Consider the following 17827-nt stretch of genomic DNA (forward strand, 5'->3'; position numbering starts at 1 on the left):
GAGTTGCGACACTGTGCGCTGCAGCACGTAAGGCCACCTCTATCGCCCGCAGCTTTATGCACCCAGACTTCTCCCATCCGGTTCGCTTATCGAACCTGCCGACCAAGGGAGGATGGCATGCTGCATCAGAAGATCGTCGAATCTCCGTTCAAGCTGAAATACGGCAACTATATCGGTGGCGAGTGGCGTGAGCCGATCGCCGGCAAGTATTTCGACAACCTGACGCCAATCACCGGTGGCAAGATCTGCGAAATACCACGCTCCGACGAGAAGGATATCAACGCCGCGCTCGATGCCGCCCATGCGGCCAAGGACAAGTGGGGCCGGACATCTACCACCGAGCGTTCCAATATCCTGATGAAAATCGCCCAGCGTATGGAAGACAAGCTGGAAGTGCTGGCGCAAGCCGAAAGCTGGGACAACGGCAAGCCGATCCGCGAAACCATGGCGGCCGACATTCCGCTGGCCATCGACCACTTCCGTTATTTCGCTTCCTGCATTCGCGCCCAGGAAGGCTCGATCGGCGAAATCGATCACGACACCGTCGCCTATCATTTCCATGAGCCCCTCGGCGTCGTCGGCCAGATCATTCCCTGGAACTTCCCGATCCTGATGGCGGCCTGGAAGCTTGCACCTGCGCTCGCTGCCGGCAATTGCGTCGTCATCAAGCCCGCCGAGCAGACGCCTGCCTCGCTGCTGGTATGGGCCGAACTCGTCGGGGATCTCCTGCCGCCCGGCGTTCTCAACATCGTCAACGGCTTCGGCCTTGAGGCCGGTAAGCCGCTGGCGACCAGCCCGCGCATCGCCAAGATCGCCTTTACCGGCGAGACGACGACGGGCCGTCTGATCATGCAATACGCCAGCCAGAACCTGATCCCCGTGACGCTCGAACTTGGCGGCAAGTCGCCGAACATCTTCTTTGCCGATGTCGCGGCCGAAGACGACGACTTCTTCGACAAGGCGCTCGAAGGCTTTGCGATGTTCGCTCTCAATCAGGGCGAGGTCTGCACATGCCCCAGTCGCGCGCTGATCCAGGAATCGGTCTACGATCGCTTCATGGAGCGGGCCGTCAAGCGCGTCGAAGCCATCAGGCAAGGTAATCCGCTCGATTCCGCAACCATGATCGGTGCCCAGGCATCGAGCGAGCAGATGGAGAAGATCCTTTCCTATCTCGATATCGGCAGGCAGGAAGGCGCGGAAGTACTGACGGGCGGCGCGCGCGCCGATCTCGGCGGCGAGCTGTCGAGCGGTTACTATATCAAGCCGACCATCTTCAAGGGCCACAACAAGATGCGCATCTTCCAGGAGGAGATCTTCGGCCCGGTCGTTTCCGTGACGACCTTCAAGGACGAGAAGGAAGCGCTCGAAATCGCCAATGACACGCTCTATGGGCTTGGCGCCGGCGTGTGGACCCGTGACGGCAACCGCGCCTATCGCTTCGGCCGCGAGATCCAGGCCGGTCGTGTCTGGACGAATTGCTATCACGCCTATCCGGCCCATGCGGCTTTCGGCGGCTACAAGCAATCCGGCGTTGGACGCGAGAATCACAAGATGATGCTCGATCACTATCAGCAGACGAAGAACATGCTGGTCAGCTATAGCCCGAAGGCGCTCGGCTTCTTCTGAGTTCTCCCAACGAAGCCAACAAGGCTCCCGGTTGCGGCCGGGAGCCTTCAAGCATTTTCGGACGGTGATGGAGGATCATCATGGATGACGGTGGATCGGAGCCTCGGGTGCTCGCGACCGACAAGGCGCTCGAACTTATCCGCGAGATACAGCAGGACCACCCCGATATTCTGTTTCATCAGTCGGGCGGGTGCTGCGACGGCTCCTCTCCGATGTGCTATCCGGCCAACGAATTCATGATCGGCGATAACGACGTCAAGCTTGGCGAAATCGGCGGCGTGCCCGTCTATATCAGCGGCAGCCAGTTCGAAGCCTGGAAGCACACGCAGCTTATCATCGACGTCGTGCCGGGTCGTGGCGGCATGTTCTCCCTCGACAACGGGAGAGAGAAGCGCTTCCTGACCCGTTCTCGGCTGTTCGGCGGCGGTGAGGCCTGTGCAATCCCGGATATCCGGCCGTCGCCAAAGCCGTAAGCAGGGTCATAAATGGCGTGTAGTATTCGCCTAATACCCGTGACCTCAGGTGCTTTGCTAAAGTGCCATCCGTTGGTTCCAAGGGAGGAAGACGATGCCAGCAGCAAAGATTCTGATGATTACAGGTGATTTCACCGAGGACTACGAGACCATGGTGCCGTTCCAGACGCTGCTTGCCTGCGGCTATACGGTCCATGCCGTCTGCCCCGGCAAGAATGCCGGCGAAACGGTGGCAACGGCCATCCATGATTTCGAAGGCGACCAGACCTATTCCGAGAAGCGTGGCCACAATTTCGCGCTCAATGCCACTTTCGCCAGCATCCGCGCCGAAGACTACGACGCGCTCGTCATTCCGGGCGGCCGCGCGCCGGAATATCTGCGCCTGAATCCCGAGGTCATCAAGGCGGTTCAGCACTTCTTCGAGACGGGCAAGCCTGTCGCCGCAATTTGTCACGGCGCGCAACTGCTGGCGGCGGCCGGCGTTCTCAAGGGACGCACCTGCTCGGCCTATCCCGCCTGCCGTCCCGAAGTGGAACTTGCCGGTGGCATCTATGCCAATATCGCTATCAACGACGCTGTCGCCGACGGCAATCTTGTCACGGCACCGGCCTGGCCGGCACATCCGTCGTGGCTGCGTCAATTCATGGCCGTGCTCGACGCCAAAGCGTTGTCGGAAGCAAACGCCGCCTGAAACTGAAAGAGGGGACGCGCATGTGCGAATTGTTCATCAAGGCCGATGCGAAACTATGGGAAAGCACGACGCGCTCCCTGCGCATCGACGGCATGGTGACCAGCGTCAGGCTGGAAAATTTCTTCTGGTCGAAGCTGGAAGAGATCGCACGGCGCGACGGCATGAACGTGGTGCAGCTGATTACCAAGCTGCACCACGAATCGATCGACGCCGGCCACGATCTCGGCAATTTCACCTCGTTCCTGCGGGTCTGCTGCGCGCGCTATCTCGACCTGCAGCTTGCCGGCGATATCTCGAGCGACCTCTCCCAGCCCATCGCCGGCGTTGACGCTCCGGCCATTCTTGGCCGAGAGCGTCTGAAGTATCATTGATCGTGTCGGCAAGGCAGTACCGGTATCGAAGAGCGTTCGCCGGGTATTCGGGTCTCTGTCGTTGGCAGCATAGAGCATCATTTTTATAGTAAAATACAACTTATGGAGCCCATTCTGCGTTGGCGCATATCCTGGGTTATTCAAGCTTTAACTAACTTCAGGTAGTAGTTGAGTCATCGACTATCGCATGAGGCATAGAGCTTTGCGTCAGGCTTCCATGAGGGAGAGGCCGAGGCGCGTGGGGGATAAGCGATGACTTCGATTTCAAATGTGCCCTCGGCGGCTTTAGCCATTCTCCAGCAGCTGAATAAGGGGGCGACGGTATCGCAGCAGCCTCAATCCGCCGCTGATAGTCTCATCGCGGTCGCGACCGGTCAGGCGAATAAAGTGGCCGTTTCCAAGCAGCCGACACAGGCGCAATCTAATGTTTCCGAGGCCATGTTCAGCATGAGCAGCGACAGTATCGCGAAGCAGAAGCTCGACCTCATCGTGCGTACCGGTAGGGCTCTCGGCGTCGAACGCAACAACTACTCCTCCATGAGTGACTTTGTTGCTGCGATGAAAAAGGCCTTTGGTGAGATTAAGGTACAATCGGGCGGAACGGGTGCGCTTCACGCGCTTGAGAGGCAGCTCGGTCTCGACAAGCTTGGCCTGTCGATCGAAGACGTCATTGAGAGCGCTGGAGATGGCGACAGTAACGACAAGGTAACGCAGGCCCTCGAAAGGCAGACGAAGAAGGCAAAGGACGAGACGAATGCCACCGGATCGGATCAGGCTGTCGAGATCGACTCGGCAGCCGCTAATCTCTATGGCCTGCTTTCGTTCAATTAACTTGGTCTGCGGCCATTGCGGCAAGCCTGCCTGAACTGGTGAGGCGGTTTCTGACGAGATCGGCTGCCGCATCCGCCGCAGCGTCCATGTAGCTGGGATCGCGATGGAGCAAAACGACGGCAAAGGAGCCGTCGAGGAGCAGCATGATCTGGCGTGCGAGCGGCAGGGCATCGCATCCCGCTCCTGCCTCCGAGAAGATCGAGCCCAGCCAGTCCTCGACGCGCCTCTTATGGGCGCGTGCCGCTACCAGTGCCGGATGACCGGGAAGGTTGATGAGTTCGACTGAGGTGCGCAGGAAGCCGCAACCTTTCCATTTGGCGTTGCGCGCCGATTGCGCCAGCTGACGGAAGATGCCGGCGACCTTCTCGGCGGTATCGCCGTCCGTCTCCGCGAACCAGCGCTTGAAGACCACAAGATTCGGCTCGTCGCGCGCTTGCAGGTGGGCGGCGATCAGATCGTCCTTGCTGCGGAAGTGATAGTAGAGAGTGCGCTTGGTAACGCCCGCCCTTTCGGCGATGGCGTCGACGCTGATCGCGCGGATACCGTCGCGATGGAAGAGTTTCCCGGCGGCCTGAAGAATGCGTTCGCGTGTCGACTGTGCACTGTCTCTCATGGCTAAATGTATACCGGGTAGTGAATATACACAACGCGGGAATGGCTTCATCTTGGCGGCCATGAGCGAGCGAGCACTTACGATCCCGAATACGAGCAGCCTGCCGATTTCCATTCCCTGTCGGGATGGTGTGATCCTCGGCGGTCATATCTGGACGGCGGAGACGGCCAAGCCGCATGGCAGCGTGATCGTCAATCCGGCGACAGGCGTTCTTGCGCGCTATTATCATCGCTACGCGCAATTCCTGGTCCGGCATGGCTTTGATGTCCTGACCTTCGACTACCGGGGGATTGGCCAGTCGCGTCCGGTTAAGTTGCGGGGAGCTGGCTATCGCTGGCGGGATTGGGGCGAGCGCGATTTCGATGCCGCGCTCCAATGGCTAATCAGTCATCGTCGCAGCGATCCGCTGATGGTGGTTGGCCATAGCGTCGGCGGCTTCCTGCCTGGCTTGGCCGAACACGCACCGATGATCGATAGAATGCTGACGGTTGGTGCCCAATATGCCTGGTGGGGTGATTATATGCCGAGCAGGCGGGCCACCCTGTTCCTGAAATGGCATGTCGCCATGCCGGCGCTGACGGCGTTCTGCGGCTATTTCCCAGGCCGCCGGCTTGGTTGGCTGGAGGACCTGCCGAAAGGCGTCGCAAACGAATGGAGCTTTCGCGGACCGCGGTTCGAGCGCAGTCATCCAAAGAGCGAGCGGGCGGAAGCGTTGCGGCGCATGGCCGCCGTCAAGGCGACGATCCTCGCCGTTGCCGTTTCGGACGATGAACTCGGCACTGTGCCGGCCATTCGCCGTACGCTGGGCTATTATACGGGCGCGCAACGCCAATCGGTTTTGCTTCACCCGGCTGATTTCGGCCGGGATGCGATCGGCCATTTTGGCCTGTTTCACGATAGTTTTAAAAGCAGCTTCTGGACCGATACGCTTTCCTGGCTTCGGGAAGGTCTCAATCCTTGGTCGTCAGCCAAGATTATGGAAACTCAAATAGAATGACCTAGTAGATTCAGGAATGGCAGCGAGTTGAGAGTAGGAATTTATTCAAAGATGTCGCTGTTGAATTTTGTCCCGATTTGCCCCCTATTTCCGTGTGGCAGTTAACCGACGTGTTTGGCGAAAAGGTCGTAGATGGCTTGTCAAAGCTGGACATCAAAATAGCCCCAGGGAAAACCGCTGAGAGTGACAGCTATTACCTCTGGGAGGACATCCATTCATTTCCGGTGAGCCTTATGATCGTCTCTACGGACCAGCCTCGACTGGTGTTGGTAAGGCTTCTTTGTTGGTGACCAAAGCCGTGTTTTCGGATGGCACTGTTGAGAATTACCAGTGAGGGGGCCATGGAGTCGTTGGCACAGGCGGAAAGCGGCCTCAGGTGTGGTTTTCGTCGTTTCAGAATTGCCCCCGATAATAGATGAGCGGGACGAAGCCGCTTTCGCTACCTTGTCACCTTGACGTCTAGTGTTGTGCAAGCGCCATGAAGCTTGCGGCACCAAGGATCATTCCTCCGGCCATGCCGTCGACAAGCCTGCGGCGACCATCGTTCAACTCCCTTCCGCCGATGCGGCTCAAGGCCATGGTGACCGCTGAGTAGACAACCGTGCACCAAAACATGAACACGACCGACAAGACCACCGCTTGAGCGGTGGCATTGCCGCTCTTGTGGTCCATGAATTGGGGTAGGATCGCGATGTAGACCATCATGCCCTTGGGGTTGAGCAGCGAGGTCAAAAAGCCCTTGGTGAGCTGATCTTTGACCGGTCCATGTGCGACAGAAATTCGTCCCCGCTTCAACGCCGCGCGTATGAGCTTGTAGGCGATATAGACGAGATAAGTGATGCCGAGCCAACGGATCACCTCGAACAAGACCGGCGATGCTGCGACCACGGCGGCAAGCCCAAGGGCGACGAGCAAAGAATGAACACAGTAGCCCAGAATTACTCCGGTCGTGGCGCGAAGACCTGCGTTGAGGCCCCCGGATAAAGCCTGCGAGGCAACAAAAAAAATGTCCGGGCCGGGAGTGCAGACCAGCGGCAGAACGGTAATCGAAAAGAGCAAGAGCGTGTTGGTGTCCATATCGACAAGTTAGCGCTGATCGCTCGCAAGGTGTTTCCTATCTCTTGCCAACGAACAGCATTTTGAGGCAACATCTTCTGCATGGATGAAACAGATCGAAAAATCCTTGCTGAATTGCAGCGAGATGGGAGACAATCTCTCACAGAATTAGGAGAGCGTGTCGGAATCTCTCTCTCCCCGGCCCATCGACGGGTTCGGGCCATGGAAGATGCAGGCATCATCACCGGCTATCGCGCGGTGGTCGAGCCAAGTGCCGTGGGATTGGGCTTTGCAGCCGTCATCTTCGTCACCCTTGCCAAGACCGACAGCGAGAGCGTGGCCGCGTTCGAGAAGGCTGTTCCAAGGCTTCCCGAGGTTGTGCAGGCCGTCCGGCTATTCGGTGACCCGGACTTCATGCTTCATGTCGTGACCGTTGATCTTCCGGCTTTTCAGCAGTTCTACGATGAAAGGCTGTCGAAACTGCCGAGCGTGCAGCGATTGACATCCACCCTGGTGATGAAAACGGTTGTGCCAAGCAGGTCACTGCCGCTTTAGGGCTCTTGCGGAAACAGTCCGATCCCCATGAACCTTAAATCCAACGAAATCGACAAGGAGCACAATTCTCTCCTCGTACCCAACGGTCTCGCCGAGGAGTTTCAGCCTTGGCCATATGTTGTCCTTCGAGAACAAGAACGCTTCGAAGGGCCCAACTTGGGAGGTCTCTAATAAAGTGAGTTCAAAGGTCGGACGCACGCCTTCCTCCAGGCATGTCAGGATTTTGGCAACCGAATGCGGCATTCTCTGATTCCACAGGGAGCGCCGTCGGCGTCAAGCTTCCCTTAAGATGCCGCGCTCCTCGGTCTCGTCATTGCCCTTAGCGTTCGGCGCAGCAAACTTCTTCTTCCACTCGTGGAGCGAGTGCTGGTTGACCCTGAGCCGCTGCGAAATCTCTGCAATCGGATAGCCGCGCTCCGTGATCTGACGCACAGCGTCGCGCTTAAAATCTTCGCTGAAATTCGACTTACTCTTAATGCTCTTCTTGCCTCAATTCATGAAAGAAGCCGTCTACAAATCTCTGGAGCTATTCAGTTTGATGCGGTCCAAGCGGGCGGAACGCTCAACCCGGTTTCACGCATGCCCTAAAACTCCTTTGTGAGGGATTTCACTCCATCTGTGCTTGGGTCGTTTCGATGACTTTAGAACATGTTTCATGGATTCTCAGATCGGTGCGAAATACGCATGGTCCATTTATGAATGTCAAATATAGCTTCATGCCGATTATGCCGTCTAATCGTTAGGTGCCGGTGGCCATACCTTATGCGCATCGAACCCGAAACGCTTGTGATAGCAGGAGAGATGCAATGAAGAAGCGTGTACTTGGAAAGAACGGCCTTGAAGTTTCGGCCTTGGGCTTCGGCTGCATGGGGCTGAACTTCGGCTACGGTTATGCACTGAGCAAGGATGACAGTATCAAGCTCGTGCGCGATGCCGTCGAACGTGGCGTGACCTTCTTCGACACTGCGGAAATCTATGGCCCCTTTACCAATGAGGAAATCGTCGGCGAGGCTCTGAGGCCCGTCCGCGACCAGGTGGTGATCGCTACGAAATTCGGCTTCAGGATCGAAAACGGCAAGTCCAACGGCTTCGACAGCCGCCCCGAGAATATCCGCGCCGTTGCGGATGCCTCGCTGAAGCGGCTGGGCATCGAGGTCATCGACCTTTTCTATCAGCATCGTGTCGACCCGGAGGTGCCGATCGAGGATGTGGCCGGTGCGGTCAAGGATCTGATCGCCGCCGGCAAGGTGCGGCATTTCGGCCTTTCCGAGCCCGGTGCGCAGACCGTGCGCCGTGCCCATGCGGTGCAGCCGGTGACGGCATTGCAGAACGAATATTCCCTCTGGACGCGTGGACCTGAAACCAACGGCATCCTGCAGGCCTGCGAGGAATTGGGCATCGCCCTCGTCGCCTACAGCCCGCTTGGCAAGGGCTTCCTGACCGGCGCGATGGGCAAGGACACGAAGATCAGCGAGAATGATTTCCGCCGCATCCTGCCACGTTTCACGCCGGAGGCGATGGAGAAGAACCAGGCGCTCATCGACCTTCTGAAGCAGATTGCGGTCCAAAAGCAGGTGACGACTGCTCAGATCGCGCTTGCGTGGCTCCTGGCGCAGAAGCCTTGGATCGTCCCGATCCCCGGCACGACCAAGCTGCATCGCCTGGAAGAAAATCTTGGCGCCGCCGATGTCGAGCTGAGCCCTGCCGACCTTGCGGAGATCCAGCGCGCCGCGGCGGAGATCGCAATCGAAGGCGAGCGCTATCCGGAACAATTGCTGAAGGCCACGGGCCGCTGACAAGGCAATCGTGTGGCCGTCGATTGGCGGCCATACGCCGATCTGGATTTGCCGATGTGACCCCTCTCACCGGCGTTCCCATGCGTAGTCGGATGGCGTGGATGAATTGCTCGATGAGCCGACCGCCGCCGTCTTGAATGAGTGCCAGACCCTCCAGGATAAATCTTCTTCGTCCTATTTGATGATGCTTCGGCTTGCCGCATGATTGGGGCCATACAATATAATCGGCACCTAATTATATCCGGGGTTCATGAATGCAGCGCGAGGAACTGGTCGATCTCAACGCCTTTGCCGTCGTGGCGGAAGAGAGGAATTTTACGCGTGCTGCGGCCAAGCTCGGTACGTCACAATCATCCCTCAGCCATACGGTCCGGCGTCTGGAAGCGCGTCTCGGCGTGCGCCTGCTGACGCGCACCACCCGCAATGTGGCGCCGACCGAAGCGGGTGAAAGGCTGCTCGCCACTCTCCGCCCGGCGCTTGAAAGCATCGACAGCGAGCTTGCCTCCTTGCGCGAGCTGCGCGAAAAGCCCGCGGGAACCATCCGCATCACCAGCTCGGAGCATGCGGCTGCCACCATTCTCTGGCCTGCTCTTGAAAGGCTCCTGCCACAATACCCGGACATTCATATCGAACTCAGCATCGATTCCGGCTTGCGCGACATCGTCGCCGATCGTTTCGATGCGGGCGTCCGGCTCGGTGAGGCGCTTGCCAAGGATATGATCGCGGTCAGGATCAGTCCCGATGTGCGCATGGTCATCGTCGGTTCTCCGGCCTATCTTGCCCGACATCCCGCGCCGCAAACGCCAAACGAGCTTGCCGAGCACAATTGCATCAATCTGCGTTTGCTAAGTTCCGGTGGCCTCTATGCATGGGAGCTGGAGAAGGATGGGCGGGAGCTTCGCGCCAGGGTGGAAGGGCAACTCACCGTCAACAATGTCGGCATGATCCTGCGGGCCGTGAAGGCGGGATTGGGTCTTGGCTTCGTCATGGAAGACCATGTGGCCGCCGATGTGGCGGAGGGGCGGCTGGTCTGCGTGCTGGAAGACTGGTGCGCGCCGTTTTCCGGCTATCATCTCTACTATCCGAGCCGACGGCAACCTTCGGCGGCGTTCTCGCTGCTGGTCGATGCTTTGCGGTATCGTGGTTGACTGCACCGGTGAAGGCTAGGCAGGAGGCAGCTAAGGTCATGAATGATGCTATCATATGGTCAGTACGCACCGCAGCGGCAGCGAACCGATGCCTCCATGGCCATATCGGCGGAAAATTGATCCATCCGTTGCCGATTATCCGGATTTCCGAATTGTAAAATTGCAAATTGCCGCTTAATTCCTTCCTTGATGCTCTTACATAGCGTGTAAAGTTATGTAGCGGCTTGCAGGCCGGCTGGGGGATAATGCATGCATCTTGAAGATTATGCCGCACTCGGCCGCTCGGCGTTGCGCGTCAGTCCGCTTGCGCTTGGCACCATGACTCTCGACGAGGGTTTCCGCCGACAGTCGCATGAAAATCAGCCCGATGCCGTCCTGGCGCGCTATCTCGAACTCGGTGGCAATTATCTCGATACCGGTAATGGAGCCGCCAAAGCGGGTGGCCAGACGGTTGTCGGCAGCTATGTCGCGAAGAATTCGATCAGACGCGATCGTCTTGTCATCGCCGCCAAATTCAATGTCGAGAGACATGGCGAAGCGCTCGGCCGTAAAGCCATCATTGCCGGTTTCGAGCAGGCTCTCCGACGGTTGCGCACCGATTATCTCGATCTCTATTGGCTGGACAATTGGGATATAAGGGCGCCTCTGGAAGAAATGCTCGAGGCGCTCCACGATCTCGTTCAGTCGGGGAAGCTGCGTTATTTCGGCATTTCCGATACGCCGGCCTGGAAGGTGGCGCATGCGCATCTGCTGACGCAGTCCAACGGCTGGGCTCCGTTCATCGGCTTGCAGATAGAATATTCGCTGGCCGCCCGGTTGTTCGAAATCGAGCTCATCCCCCTGGCGCGCGGACTGGGGCTCGGTGTGGTCTCGCATTCGCCGTTGAGCGGCGGTCTGATCAGCGGCCAATATACCCGTGCCAACAATGCAGGCATCGGGACGGGACATGCGGCGCAATTGGCGCAAAGGCCCGACGCACAGGATCTTGAGATCGTCGATGCCTTGTTCCGCGTCGCCGAAGAGCTCGGAACAACGACTGCACGCGTAGCCCTTGCCTGGGCAATGGCGCGCCTCGGAGTATCCTCGACGATTATCGGCGTTCGCACGCTGGAGCAGCTAAATGAGGACATCGATGCGCTTCAGGTCCGGCTTTCGCCGGAGCAGACGGCGACCCTCGACGCGCTCACGATCCCTAATCCGGTCGTTGCCCTGCCGTTGCCGCTGCAGAATGCGGCGCCACTGTGCTGCGTCGATTGAGCCGTTGCTTGCGAGTGGCTGCCGGTGCCGGCACTTGTCGACACTCGCAATAGCTTCCCTTATCGACTGGCACCCCTATCTAAGGTGCCAGTTGTCTGCATGAGGTATTGCATGAGCGGGGAGCCGCAGCCACCGAATGTCAATCGGAACGTATTGCGCGAACTTGTTGCCGGATTGAGCGACGGCATCATCCTGCTTGACCCTGAAGGCACGATTTCCTGGGCGAACGATGCCGCATTGCAGATGCACAGGGTTTCCGCCATCGAGGAACTGGGCGGCGACACCACCGGCTATAGGCAGGCTTTCACGCTGCGGTACCGCAACAACCATCCGCTGGAAGAGGGCCAATATCCCGGCGAGCGTCTGCTGAAGGGAGAGACGGTTGACGAGGTGACGGTCGAGATATCGCCCGCGGCTGATCTCGATCTTGTCTGGGTTCACACAGTTCGCAGCCTCGTCATCGCCGATGCCGGAGCGCGCCCGGACGTGCTTGCCCTCATCATTCGCGACGAGACGCCGCTTTTCGAGGCGGAGGAACGTTTCGAGCGGGCGTTCAACGCCAATCCTGCCCCGGGCCTGATCTGCCGGCTCGACGATCTCCGCTTTATCCGGGTGAACCAGGGCTTCGTCGAGATGACCAACTATGCCAAGGAAGAGGTCATCGGCAAGACAGTCGACGAGATGGGTCTGTTTGCAAATTGCGATACGGGCGCGGATGCGCTCGCAAAGCTCGCGGACGGTCGGTTGATCCGTCAGCGCGAGACGCTGATCCCGCTGCCTGATGGCGGCGATCGGCTTGCCATCATCGCCGGCGAGCCGATCGCTGTCGGTGAGGAGCCTTGCATGCTGTTCACCTTTGCCGATCTCGATGCGCGGCGAAAGGCGCAGAACGCATTGCGCCAGAGCGAGGAGCGCTTCTCCAAGTCATTCCGGCTCTCGCCGGCGCCGGCAGCGATATCCCGCCTGGGCGATTTCGTCTTCACCGAGGTCAACGACGCCTTTGTCCAACTCTCCGGCTACAGTCTTGAGGAAGTGATCGGCAAGACGGCAGGCGAGTTGCGCCTTTGGGACGATCTTGCCGCCCGGCGGGCGATGGAACGGAAGTTGACGGATAATATGCCGCTTCGCGACGAGGCGATGCGGATGCGGCAGAAGGACGCCGGTCTTGCGGATTGCCTCGTCTCCGCCGAGCGTGTGGAGATCGGCGATCAGCAATGCGTCATCTGGTCGGTGCAGGATGTCACGGAGCGCCGGCGAAGTGAGACGGAGCTGATCGAAGCCATAGAAAGCGTGATGGCCGATACCTCGTGGTTCAGCCGTTCCATCGTCGATCGTCTCGCGACCCTGCGACAGGTTTCCAACGGCAAGGTGCCGTCGGCGCAGCTTCTCGATCTCAGCGACCGCGAAAGGGAAATTCTCGCCTTGATCTGCCGTGGCCAAAGCGATGCAGAAATGAGCGATACGCTGCATCTTTCCAAAAACACGATCCGCAACCATGTCGCATCGCTCTATGCGAAGATCGGCGTCAACCGGCGCTCGGCCGCGGTGATCTGGGCAAGGGAACGCGGTTTCACGGGTATCTCTGCGGTCTCTCGGGGGAGGAAATCGAAATGAGTTGCCGCCAATCCGCTTACGGTTGCCTTCATCCATGGATCAACGCGTCGGACAGCCTCAAAAAGGCTATTTTCTACTAGCATCAATAGTACTTTCTGCTCTGCGCGCCATGCGTTACCGCCCTATTTCATTGTTCATGGCCCCGGTGAACCGCCGGCGCCTGCTCTTTTGAAAACTCAAGGAGATAAGAAATGGACAAGAACCGTGTCAAAGGCGCAGTCAAGGAAGCAAGCGGCTCCCTCAAGGAGGCTGCGGGAAAGCTGACGGGAAACGATCGGCTCAGAGCGGAAGGTGCGGCCGAAAAGATCGAAGGCAAGATCCAGACGCAAGTCGGCAAGGCCAAGGACGCCATCAAGAACGCGCTTCGCTGACGCCAAAGGGCGCGCGAAACCCAACCCTGCGATTTGTCGAGGCTTCCAATGCTTTTCCTGGCCAGGTTCTCATCGCTGACGACATCGTCGGATCGCTACGCAACCTGCGCGGCGATCCGCTGCCTGATCGCTTATGCGGAGGGGCTGGAGGATTGCCGTATCGATGTCAGCGTCACCGAAGGCGCAATCGTCCTGTCCGGGAGTGCGGCCTCTGATCAGGCTCGGCAACGCGCCATCTCGATTGCCGGCGAATATGCCGGAACTCGGATCATCAACAATATCGTTTGTCCAAGTTGATCTCGAACCGTCCAAGTAGGGCGAGATTGACGTGTGGCCGCTCTGGCGCCGACCGCCTTGGGACGGTGCTGAGACGACCGAAGGAGACATCATGAAAAACACTATCATTGCGGCTGCGATCGTCGCTGCGGCTTTTGCTCCCGCGGCTTTCGCCGCCAATAGCCAACATCATCCGAAGAAGCAGTCCGGGCAGGTTGCATCCGAGCCCAAGGAGCGCCTCGGAACGCTTTCCTGCGAAGTTGCGGGCGGCGTCGGTATGATCATCGGCTCGAACAAGGCAGTCAGCTGTACGTTCAAGCAGCGAACGGGCAAAGTCGAGCGCTATACGGGCTCGATCGGCAAGCTCGGCATCGACATCGGCATCACCCGCAAGACCTATCTGAGCTGGGTCGTTGTCAACACTGCGCCCACACGCATTGGCGACGGCGCTCTGGCGGGTACTTATGTCGGAGCGTCGGCGGGTGCCTCTGTCGGTCTCGGGCTTGGAGCAAACGTTCTCGTCGGTGGTAATTCCAAAAACTTCGCTCTCCAGCCTCTGAGTGCGGAGGCGGGCACTGGCCTGAATGTGGCGGCCGGCGTCTCGCGTCTGCAATTGCAGTCTACCCGTTGAGATCAACAGGCAGCGACATTGCCATCTGTAAGTGTCGCTGCCGCCCATCCTAGGTGCTTTCATTCCACGTCGGCTGGTCAGCGATATGCGGCCGGCTCGTGTAAACCTGTCATGAGGTTAGTTCCATGAGTGAATCCGTTAGCTACAACAATGGCTTTTCGTCCTTCCCGGATGCCGTGCCTTTGCGGCAGGCATCCTTGAGTGCCATCCTTGCCGCAAGCGCCACTGCTCTCGGCGTCCAGATTGTGCTCAATCTCTTAGGTGTCGGTATCGGCGCTGCAATCGCCGACCCGGCCAGCGGCCAGAATGCGCCTGGGCTCGCTGCCTCACTCTCCGGGGCTGCCTGGTTCATCGGCTCAGGTCTGCTTGCTTCCTTCGTGGGCGGCTACGCCGCAAGCCGTCTTTCCGGATCAATATCGACTGCGATCGGAATCCTGCATGGTGCTGCAGCTTGGGCCGTCTCGACCCTTCTCGTCGTTTATCTGCTGACCACATCCGCGGGGGCTGTCGTCGGCGGTGCATTCAACGGGGTGACGGAACTGTTGTCGGGAGCGGGCAAGACGGCGCAAGCGGCGGCTATGCCAGCTATCGGCAAGATATCCAATCCAATCGATACGATCACGCAACAGATCCGCAATAGCGGCAATGATCCGCAGGAGCTGCGTCAGGCGGCTGTTGTCTCGGTTCAGGCCGTCCTGACCGGAGATCCCTCGAAGGCTGACGAAGCGCGCGCTCGCGCCGCCGATGCATTGGCTCGCGCACAGAATATTCCGGCTGACCAGGCAAAGAATGAAGTTGCTCAATACGAACTGCAATACCACCAGGCTGTCGATGCTGCCAAGGCCAAGGCGCTTCAGGCCGCCTCGGTCACCGCGAAGGTCATTTCCGTTGGCGCATTCGTTGCGTGCATTTCTCTCGTCCTGGCGATTGTTGCGTCTTGTATTGGTGCGGCTCTCGGGGCTTCTGCCAATCGCAACCAATACTAGGTCGCTAAGAGAGCATGTTCTAAGAGCAGACAAGACGGTGCGCCCGGACGCGATCTGAAACAGATCGCGTCCGGGCGCTTTGCTTGGTTACATCAAGCGATGTCGAAGCGGTCTGCGTTCATGACCTTCGTCCAGGCGGCAACGAAGTCCTGAACGAACGTCTTCTCGGCGTCGGCCTGGCCGTAGACTTCGGCGATCGCGCGCAGCTGCGAGTTCGAGCCGAAGACGAGATCGGCCCGCGTTGCGGTCCACTTCACGTCGCCGGTTGCGCGGTCACGACCTTCGAAGACGTCCTTGGCGTCGGAGACCGCCTTCCACTCCGTGCCCATGTCGAGCAGGTTCACGAAGAAGTCGTTCGTCAGGCTTTCCGGGCGCTTGGTGAAGACGCCGTGCTGGCTCTGGCCGACATTGGCGTTCAGCACACGCAGGCCGCCGATGAGGGCGGTCATTTCCGGTGCCGTCAGCGTCAGCAGCTGGGCCCTGTCGATCAGCAGCTCTTCCGAAGAGACTGTGTAGGCCTGCCGCTGATAGTTGCGGAAGCCGTCGACGATCGGCTCGAGAACGGCAAAGGCTTCGACATCGGTCTGTTCCTGCGTCGCATCGGTACGGCCGGGAGCGAAGGGCACGACGACGTCACGGCCGGCCTTCTTCGCAGCCTGTTCGATAGCGACGGAACCGCCGAGAACGATCAGATCGGCAAGCGATACCGACTTGCCGCCGGTCTGGGCATCGTTGAACTTCTTCTGGATGCCTTCGAGCTTCTGCAGAACGGAGGCAAGCTGGGCCGGCTGGTTGGCTTCCCAATCCTTCTGTGGCGTAAGGCGGATGCGGGCGCCGTTTGCGCCGCCGCGCTTGTCCGAGCCGCGGAAAGTGGAGGCAGAAGCCCAGGCAGTCGATACCAGCTGCGGGATCGTCAGGCCCGATGCGGCGATCTCGCCCTTGAGTGCGGCAACATCGTTGGCATCGATCGACGCATGACTGGCAGACGGGATCGGGTCTTGCCAGATGAGCTCTTCGCTCGGCACTTCCGGGCCGAGATAGCGCACGCGCGGACCCATGTCGCGATGGGTCAGCTTGAACCATGCGCGGGCAAAGGCATCGGCGAATTCGTCCGGGTTTTCGAAGAAGCGGCGAGAAATCTTCTCGTAAGCCGGATCGAAACGCAGGGCGAGGTCGGTCGTCAGCATCGACGGAGCGTGACGCTTGGACTTGTCATGCGCGTCGGGCACCGAGTTGGCGCCTGCACCATGCTTCGGGGTCCACTGATGCGCGCCGGCCGGGCTCTTCGTCAGTTCCCAGTCGTAGCCGAACAGGTTCCAGAAGAAGTTGTTGCTCCACTTGGTCGGCGTCGAGGTCCAGGTGACTTCGAGACCGCTGCCGATCGCATCGCCGCCCTTGCCGCTGCGGAAGCTGTTCTTCCAGCCGAGGCCCTGTTCTTCGATGCCGGCTGCTTCCGGCTCGGGGCCGACGTTGGCGGCATCGCCAGCACCGTGCGTCTTGCCGAAGGTGTGGCCGCCGGCGATGAGGGCGACGGTTTCTTCGTCGTTCATCGCCATGCGGGCGAAGGTTTCGCGGATGTCACGTGCCGCGGCAAGCGGGTCAGGATTGCCGTTCGGGCCCTCCGGATTGACGTAGATCAGGCCCATCTGCACGGCTGCGAGCGGGTTTTCCAGGTTGCGGTCGCCGGTATAGCGCTTGTCGCCGAGCCAGGTGTCTTCCGCACCCCAGTAGATGTCTTCTTCCGGCTCCCAGATGTCTTCGCGGCCGCCGCCGAAGCCGAAGGTCTTGAAGCCCATGGATTCTAGCGCGACATTGCCGGTGAGAATCAGAAGGTCGGCCCAGGAAATGCTGTTGCCGTACTTCTGCTTGATCGGCCACAGCAGGCGACGGGCCTTGTCGAGGTTGACGTTATCCGGCCAGCTGTTGAGCGGTGCGAAACGCTGCGTGCCGGAGGAGGCGCCGCCGCGGCCGTCGCCGGTGCGATAGGTGCCGGCGCTGTGCCAGGCCATGCGGATGAAGAGCGGGCCGTAATGGCCGAAGTCGGCCGGCCACCACTCCTGCGAATCCGTCATAAGGGCGGTGAGGTCCTTCTTCAGGGCCTCCAGATCGAGCTTCTTGAACTCTTCGGCGTAATTGAATGCCGCGCCCAGCGGGCTGGACAGTGCTGAATTCTGGTGAAGAATCTTGAGATTCAGCTGGTTCGGCCACCAGTCGCGGTTCGAACGGGCCGAAACGCTGGTGTTTCCGTGCGGAAACGGACACTTGCCGGTGCTCTCGACTTTGTTATCCATAATTTTTCTCCCTTACGATGATTTGAATTGTGACGACCGGAGATGGAGTTTTGCCAGCCCTCCGGGAAATGGTCCGGCTTGAAGGCGGGCATGGCGGCGACATGTCAGACGCATGAATCTCTCGTTGTTCTGGCCTCGCACGAAACGAGAGCGTGGAAACAGGCAAAGCTTGGGTTCTCTGCCTTACAACGCCCCGCACATCGATGAACCGAACGCAGTCAACGCTCGCAATATGAGCTTCGTA

19 protein-coding genes are annotated in these 17827 nt (G+C 59.2%); 15 read left to right on the top strand and 4 right to left on the bottom strand.

Translation table 11 applies throughout. The features are described 5' to 3' along the window. Positions 1-117 precede the first annotated feature (117 nt). The 5 genes from adh to BJ928_RS09540 all read left to right on the top strand — a co-directional run bounded on the left by adh (position 118) and on the right by BJ928_RS09540 (position 3992). Positions 118-1626 (top strand): aldehyde dehydrogenase, encoded by a 1509-nt coding sequence (adh, locus tag BJ928_RS09520; RefSeq protein ID WP_047631726.1) that lies wholly within the window; start codon positions 118-120, stop codon positions 1624-1626. 80 nt (positions 1627-1706) lie between these two features. Beyond that, entirely contained in the window at positions 1707-2099 is a 393-nt protein-coding gene (locus BJ928_RS09525) for a DUF779 domain-containing protein (RefSeq protein ID WP_047631725.1), read from the top strand. Positions 2100-2193: 94 nt separating this feature from the next. Beyond that, positions 2194-2790, top strand: coding sequence for a DJ-1/PfpI family protein (locus BJ928_RS09530; protein WP_047631724.1), 597 nt, complete (start codon positions 2194-2196; stop codon positions 2788-2790). A 20-nt stretch (positions 2791-2810) separates the two neighbouring features. Further along, positions 2811-3161, top strand: coding sequence for a ribbon-helix-helix domain-containing protein (locus BJ928_RS09535; RefSeq protein ID WP_047631723.1), 351 nt, complete (start codon positions 2811-2813; stop codon positions 3159-3161). A gap of 252 nt (positions 3162-3413) precedes the next feature. Continuing rightward, positions 3414-3992: a hypothetical protein gene (locus tag BJ928_RS09540; protein ID WP_047631722.1), complete on the top strand. Its 579-nt coding sequence runs from the start codon at positions 3414-3416 to the stop codon at positions 3990-3992. On the opposite strand, the gene BJ928_RS09545 is transcribed toward BJ928_RS09540, so the two are convergent. Then, a complete protein-coding gene (locus BJ928_RS09545; RefSeq protein ID WP_120296496.1) occupies positions 3985-4605 on the bottom strand; it encodes a TetR/AcrR family transcriptional regulator in 621 nt (206 codons plus the stop codon). The genes BJ928_RS09540 and BJ928_RS09545 overlap by 8 nt on opposite strands. Before the next feature lie 61 nt (positions 4606-4666). Between BJ928_RS09545 and BJ928_RS09550 the strand changes: the two genes are divergently transcribed. Continuing rightward, positions 4667-5602, top strand: a complete 936-nt coding sequence (locus BJ928_RS09550) for an alpha/beta fold hydrolase (protein WP_052227711.1) — start codon at positions 4667-4669, stop codon at positions 5600-5602. A 459-nt stretch (positions 5603-6061) separates the two neighbouring features. On the opposite strand, the gene BJ928_RS09560 is transcribed toward BJ928_RS09550, so the two are convergent. After that, positions 6062-6679 (bottom strand): LysE family translocator, encoded by a 618-nt coding sequence (locus BJ928_RS09560; RefSeq protein WP_047631720.1) that lies wholly within the window; start codon positions 6677-6679, stop codon positions 6062-6064. An 81-nt stretch (positions 6680-6760) separates the two neighbouring features. Between BJ928_RS09560 and BJ928_RS09565 the strand changes: the two genes are divergently transcribed. Continuing rightward, the gene (locus tag BJ928_RS09565; protein WP_047631719.1) at positions 6761-7213 is read left to right on the top strand and encodes an Lrp/AsnC family transcriptional regulator; all 453 of its coding nucleotides are present in this window, start codon (positions 6761-6763) and stop codon (positions 7211-7213) included. A 273-nt stretch (positions 7214-7486) separates the two neighbouring features. Here BJ928_RS09565 and BJ928_RS39320 read toward each other — a convergent pair whose 3' ends face one another. After that, complete coding sequence (locus BJ928_RS39320) at positions 7487-7690, bottom strand: transposase (protein WP_047631717.1); 204 nt, start codon at positions 7688-7690, stop codon at positions 7487-7489. A gap of 329 nt (positions 7691-8019) precedes the next feature. Here BJ928_RS39320 and BJ928_RS09580 point away from each other — a divergent pair, with 329 nt between their 5' ends. The 8 genes from BJ928_RS09580 to BJ928_RS09615 all read left to right on the top strand — a co-directional run bounded on the left by BJ928_RS09580 (position 8020) and on the right by BJ928_RS09615 (position 15292). Further along, the gene (locus BJ928_RS09580) at positions 8020-9009 is read left to right on the top strand and encodes an aldo/keto reductase (protein WP_047631716.1); all 990 of its coding nucleotides are present in this window, start codon (positions 8020-8022) and stop codon (positions 9007-9009) included. 254 nt (positions 9010-9263) lie between these two features. Then, positions 9264-10157: a LysR family transcriptional regulator gene (locus tag BJ928_RS09585; RefSeq protein ID WP_047631715.1), complete on the top strand. Its 894-nt coding sequence runs from the start codon at positions 9264-9266 to the stop codon at positions 10155-10157. A gap of 249 nt (positions 10158-10406) precedes the next feature. After that, positions 10407-11414: an aldo/keto reductase gene (locus tag BJ928_RS09590; RefSeq protein WP_047631714.1), complete on the top strand. Its 1008-nt coding sequence runs from the start codon at positions 10407-10409 to the stop codon at positions 11412-11414. A 111-nt stretch (positions 11415-11525) separates the two neighbouring features. After that, the gene (locus tag BJ928_RS09595) at positions 11526-13028 is read left to right on the top strand and encodes a helix-turn-helix transcriptional regulator (protein ID WP_047631713.1); all 1503 of its coding nucleotides are present in this window, start codon (positions 11526-11528) and stop codon (positions 13026-13028) included. A gap of 191 nt (positions 13029-13219) precedes the next feature. Then, positions 13220-13399: a CsbD family protein gene (locus tag BJ928_RS09600; RefSeq protein ID WP_047631712.1), complete on the top strand. Its 180-nt coding sequence runs from the start codon at positions 13220-13222 to the stop codon at positions 13397-13399. A 48-nt stretch (positions 13400-13447) separates the two neighbouring features. After that, positions 13448-13696 carry a BON domain-containing protein gene (locus BJ928_RS09605; protein ID WP_052227710.1) on the top strand — a complete coding sequence of 83 codons (249 nt, stop codon included), beginning with the start codon at positions 13448-13450 and terminating at the stop codon, positions 13694-13696. A 91-nt stretch (positions 13697-13787) separates the two neighbouring features. Continuing rightward, the gene (locus BJ928_RS09610; protein WP_047631711.1) at positions 13788-14306 is read left to right on the top strand and encodes a DUF992 domain-containing protein; all 519 of its coding nucleotides are present in this window, start codon (positions 13788-13790) and stop codon (positions 14304-14306) included. Between the two features lie 125 nt (positions 14307-14431). After that, a complete protein-coding gene (locus BJ928_RS09615; protein ID WP_047631710.1) occupies positions 14432-15292 on the top strand; it encodes a hypothetical protein in 861 nt (286 codons plus the stop codon). Positions 15293-15384: 92 nt separating this feature from the next. Here BJ928_RS09615 and katG read toward each other — a convergent pair whose 3' ends face one another. Then, complete coding sequence (gene katG, locus BJ928_RS09620) at positions 15385-17583, bottom strand: catalase/peroxidase HPI (RefSeq protein WP_047631709.1); 2199 nt, start codon at positions 17581-17583, stop codon at positions 15385-15387. Positions 17584-17827 lie beyond the last annotated feature (244 nt).

Source organism: Rhizobium sp. WW_1 (assembly GCF_003610155.1).
Classification (GTDB): Bacteria; Pseudomonadota; Alphaproteobacteria; order Rhizobiales; family Rhizobiaceae; genus Rhizobium; species Rhizobium tropici_A.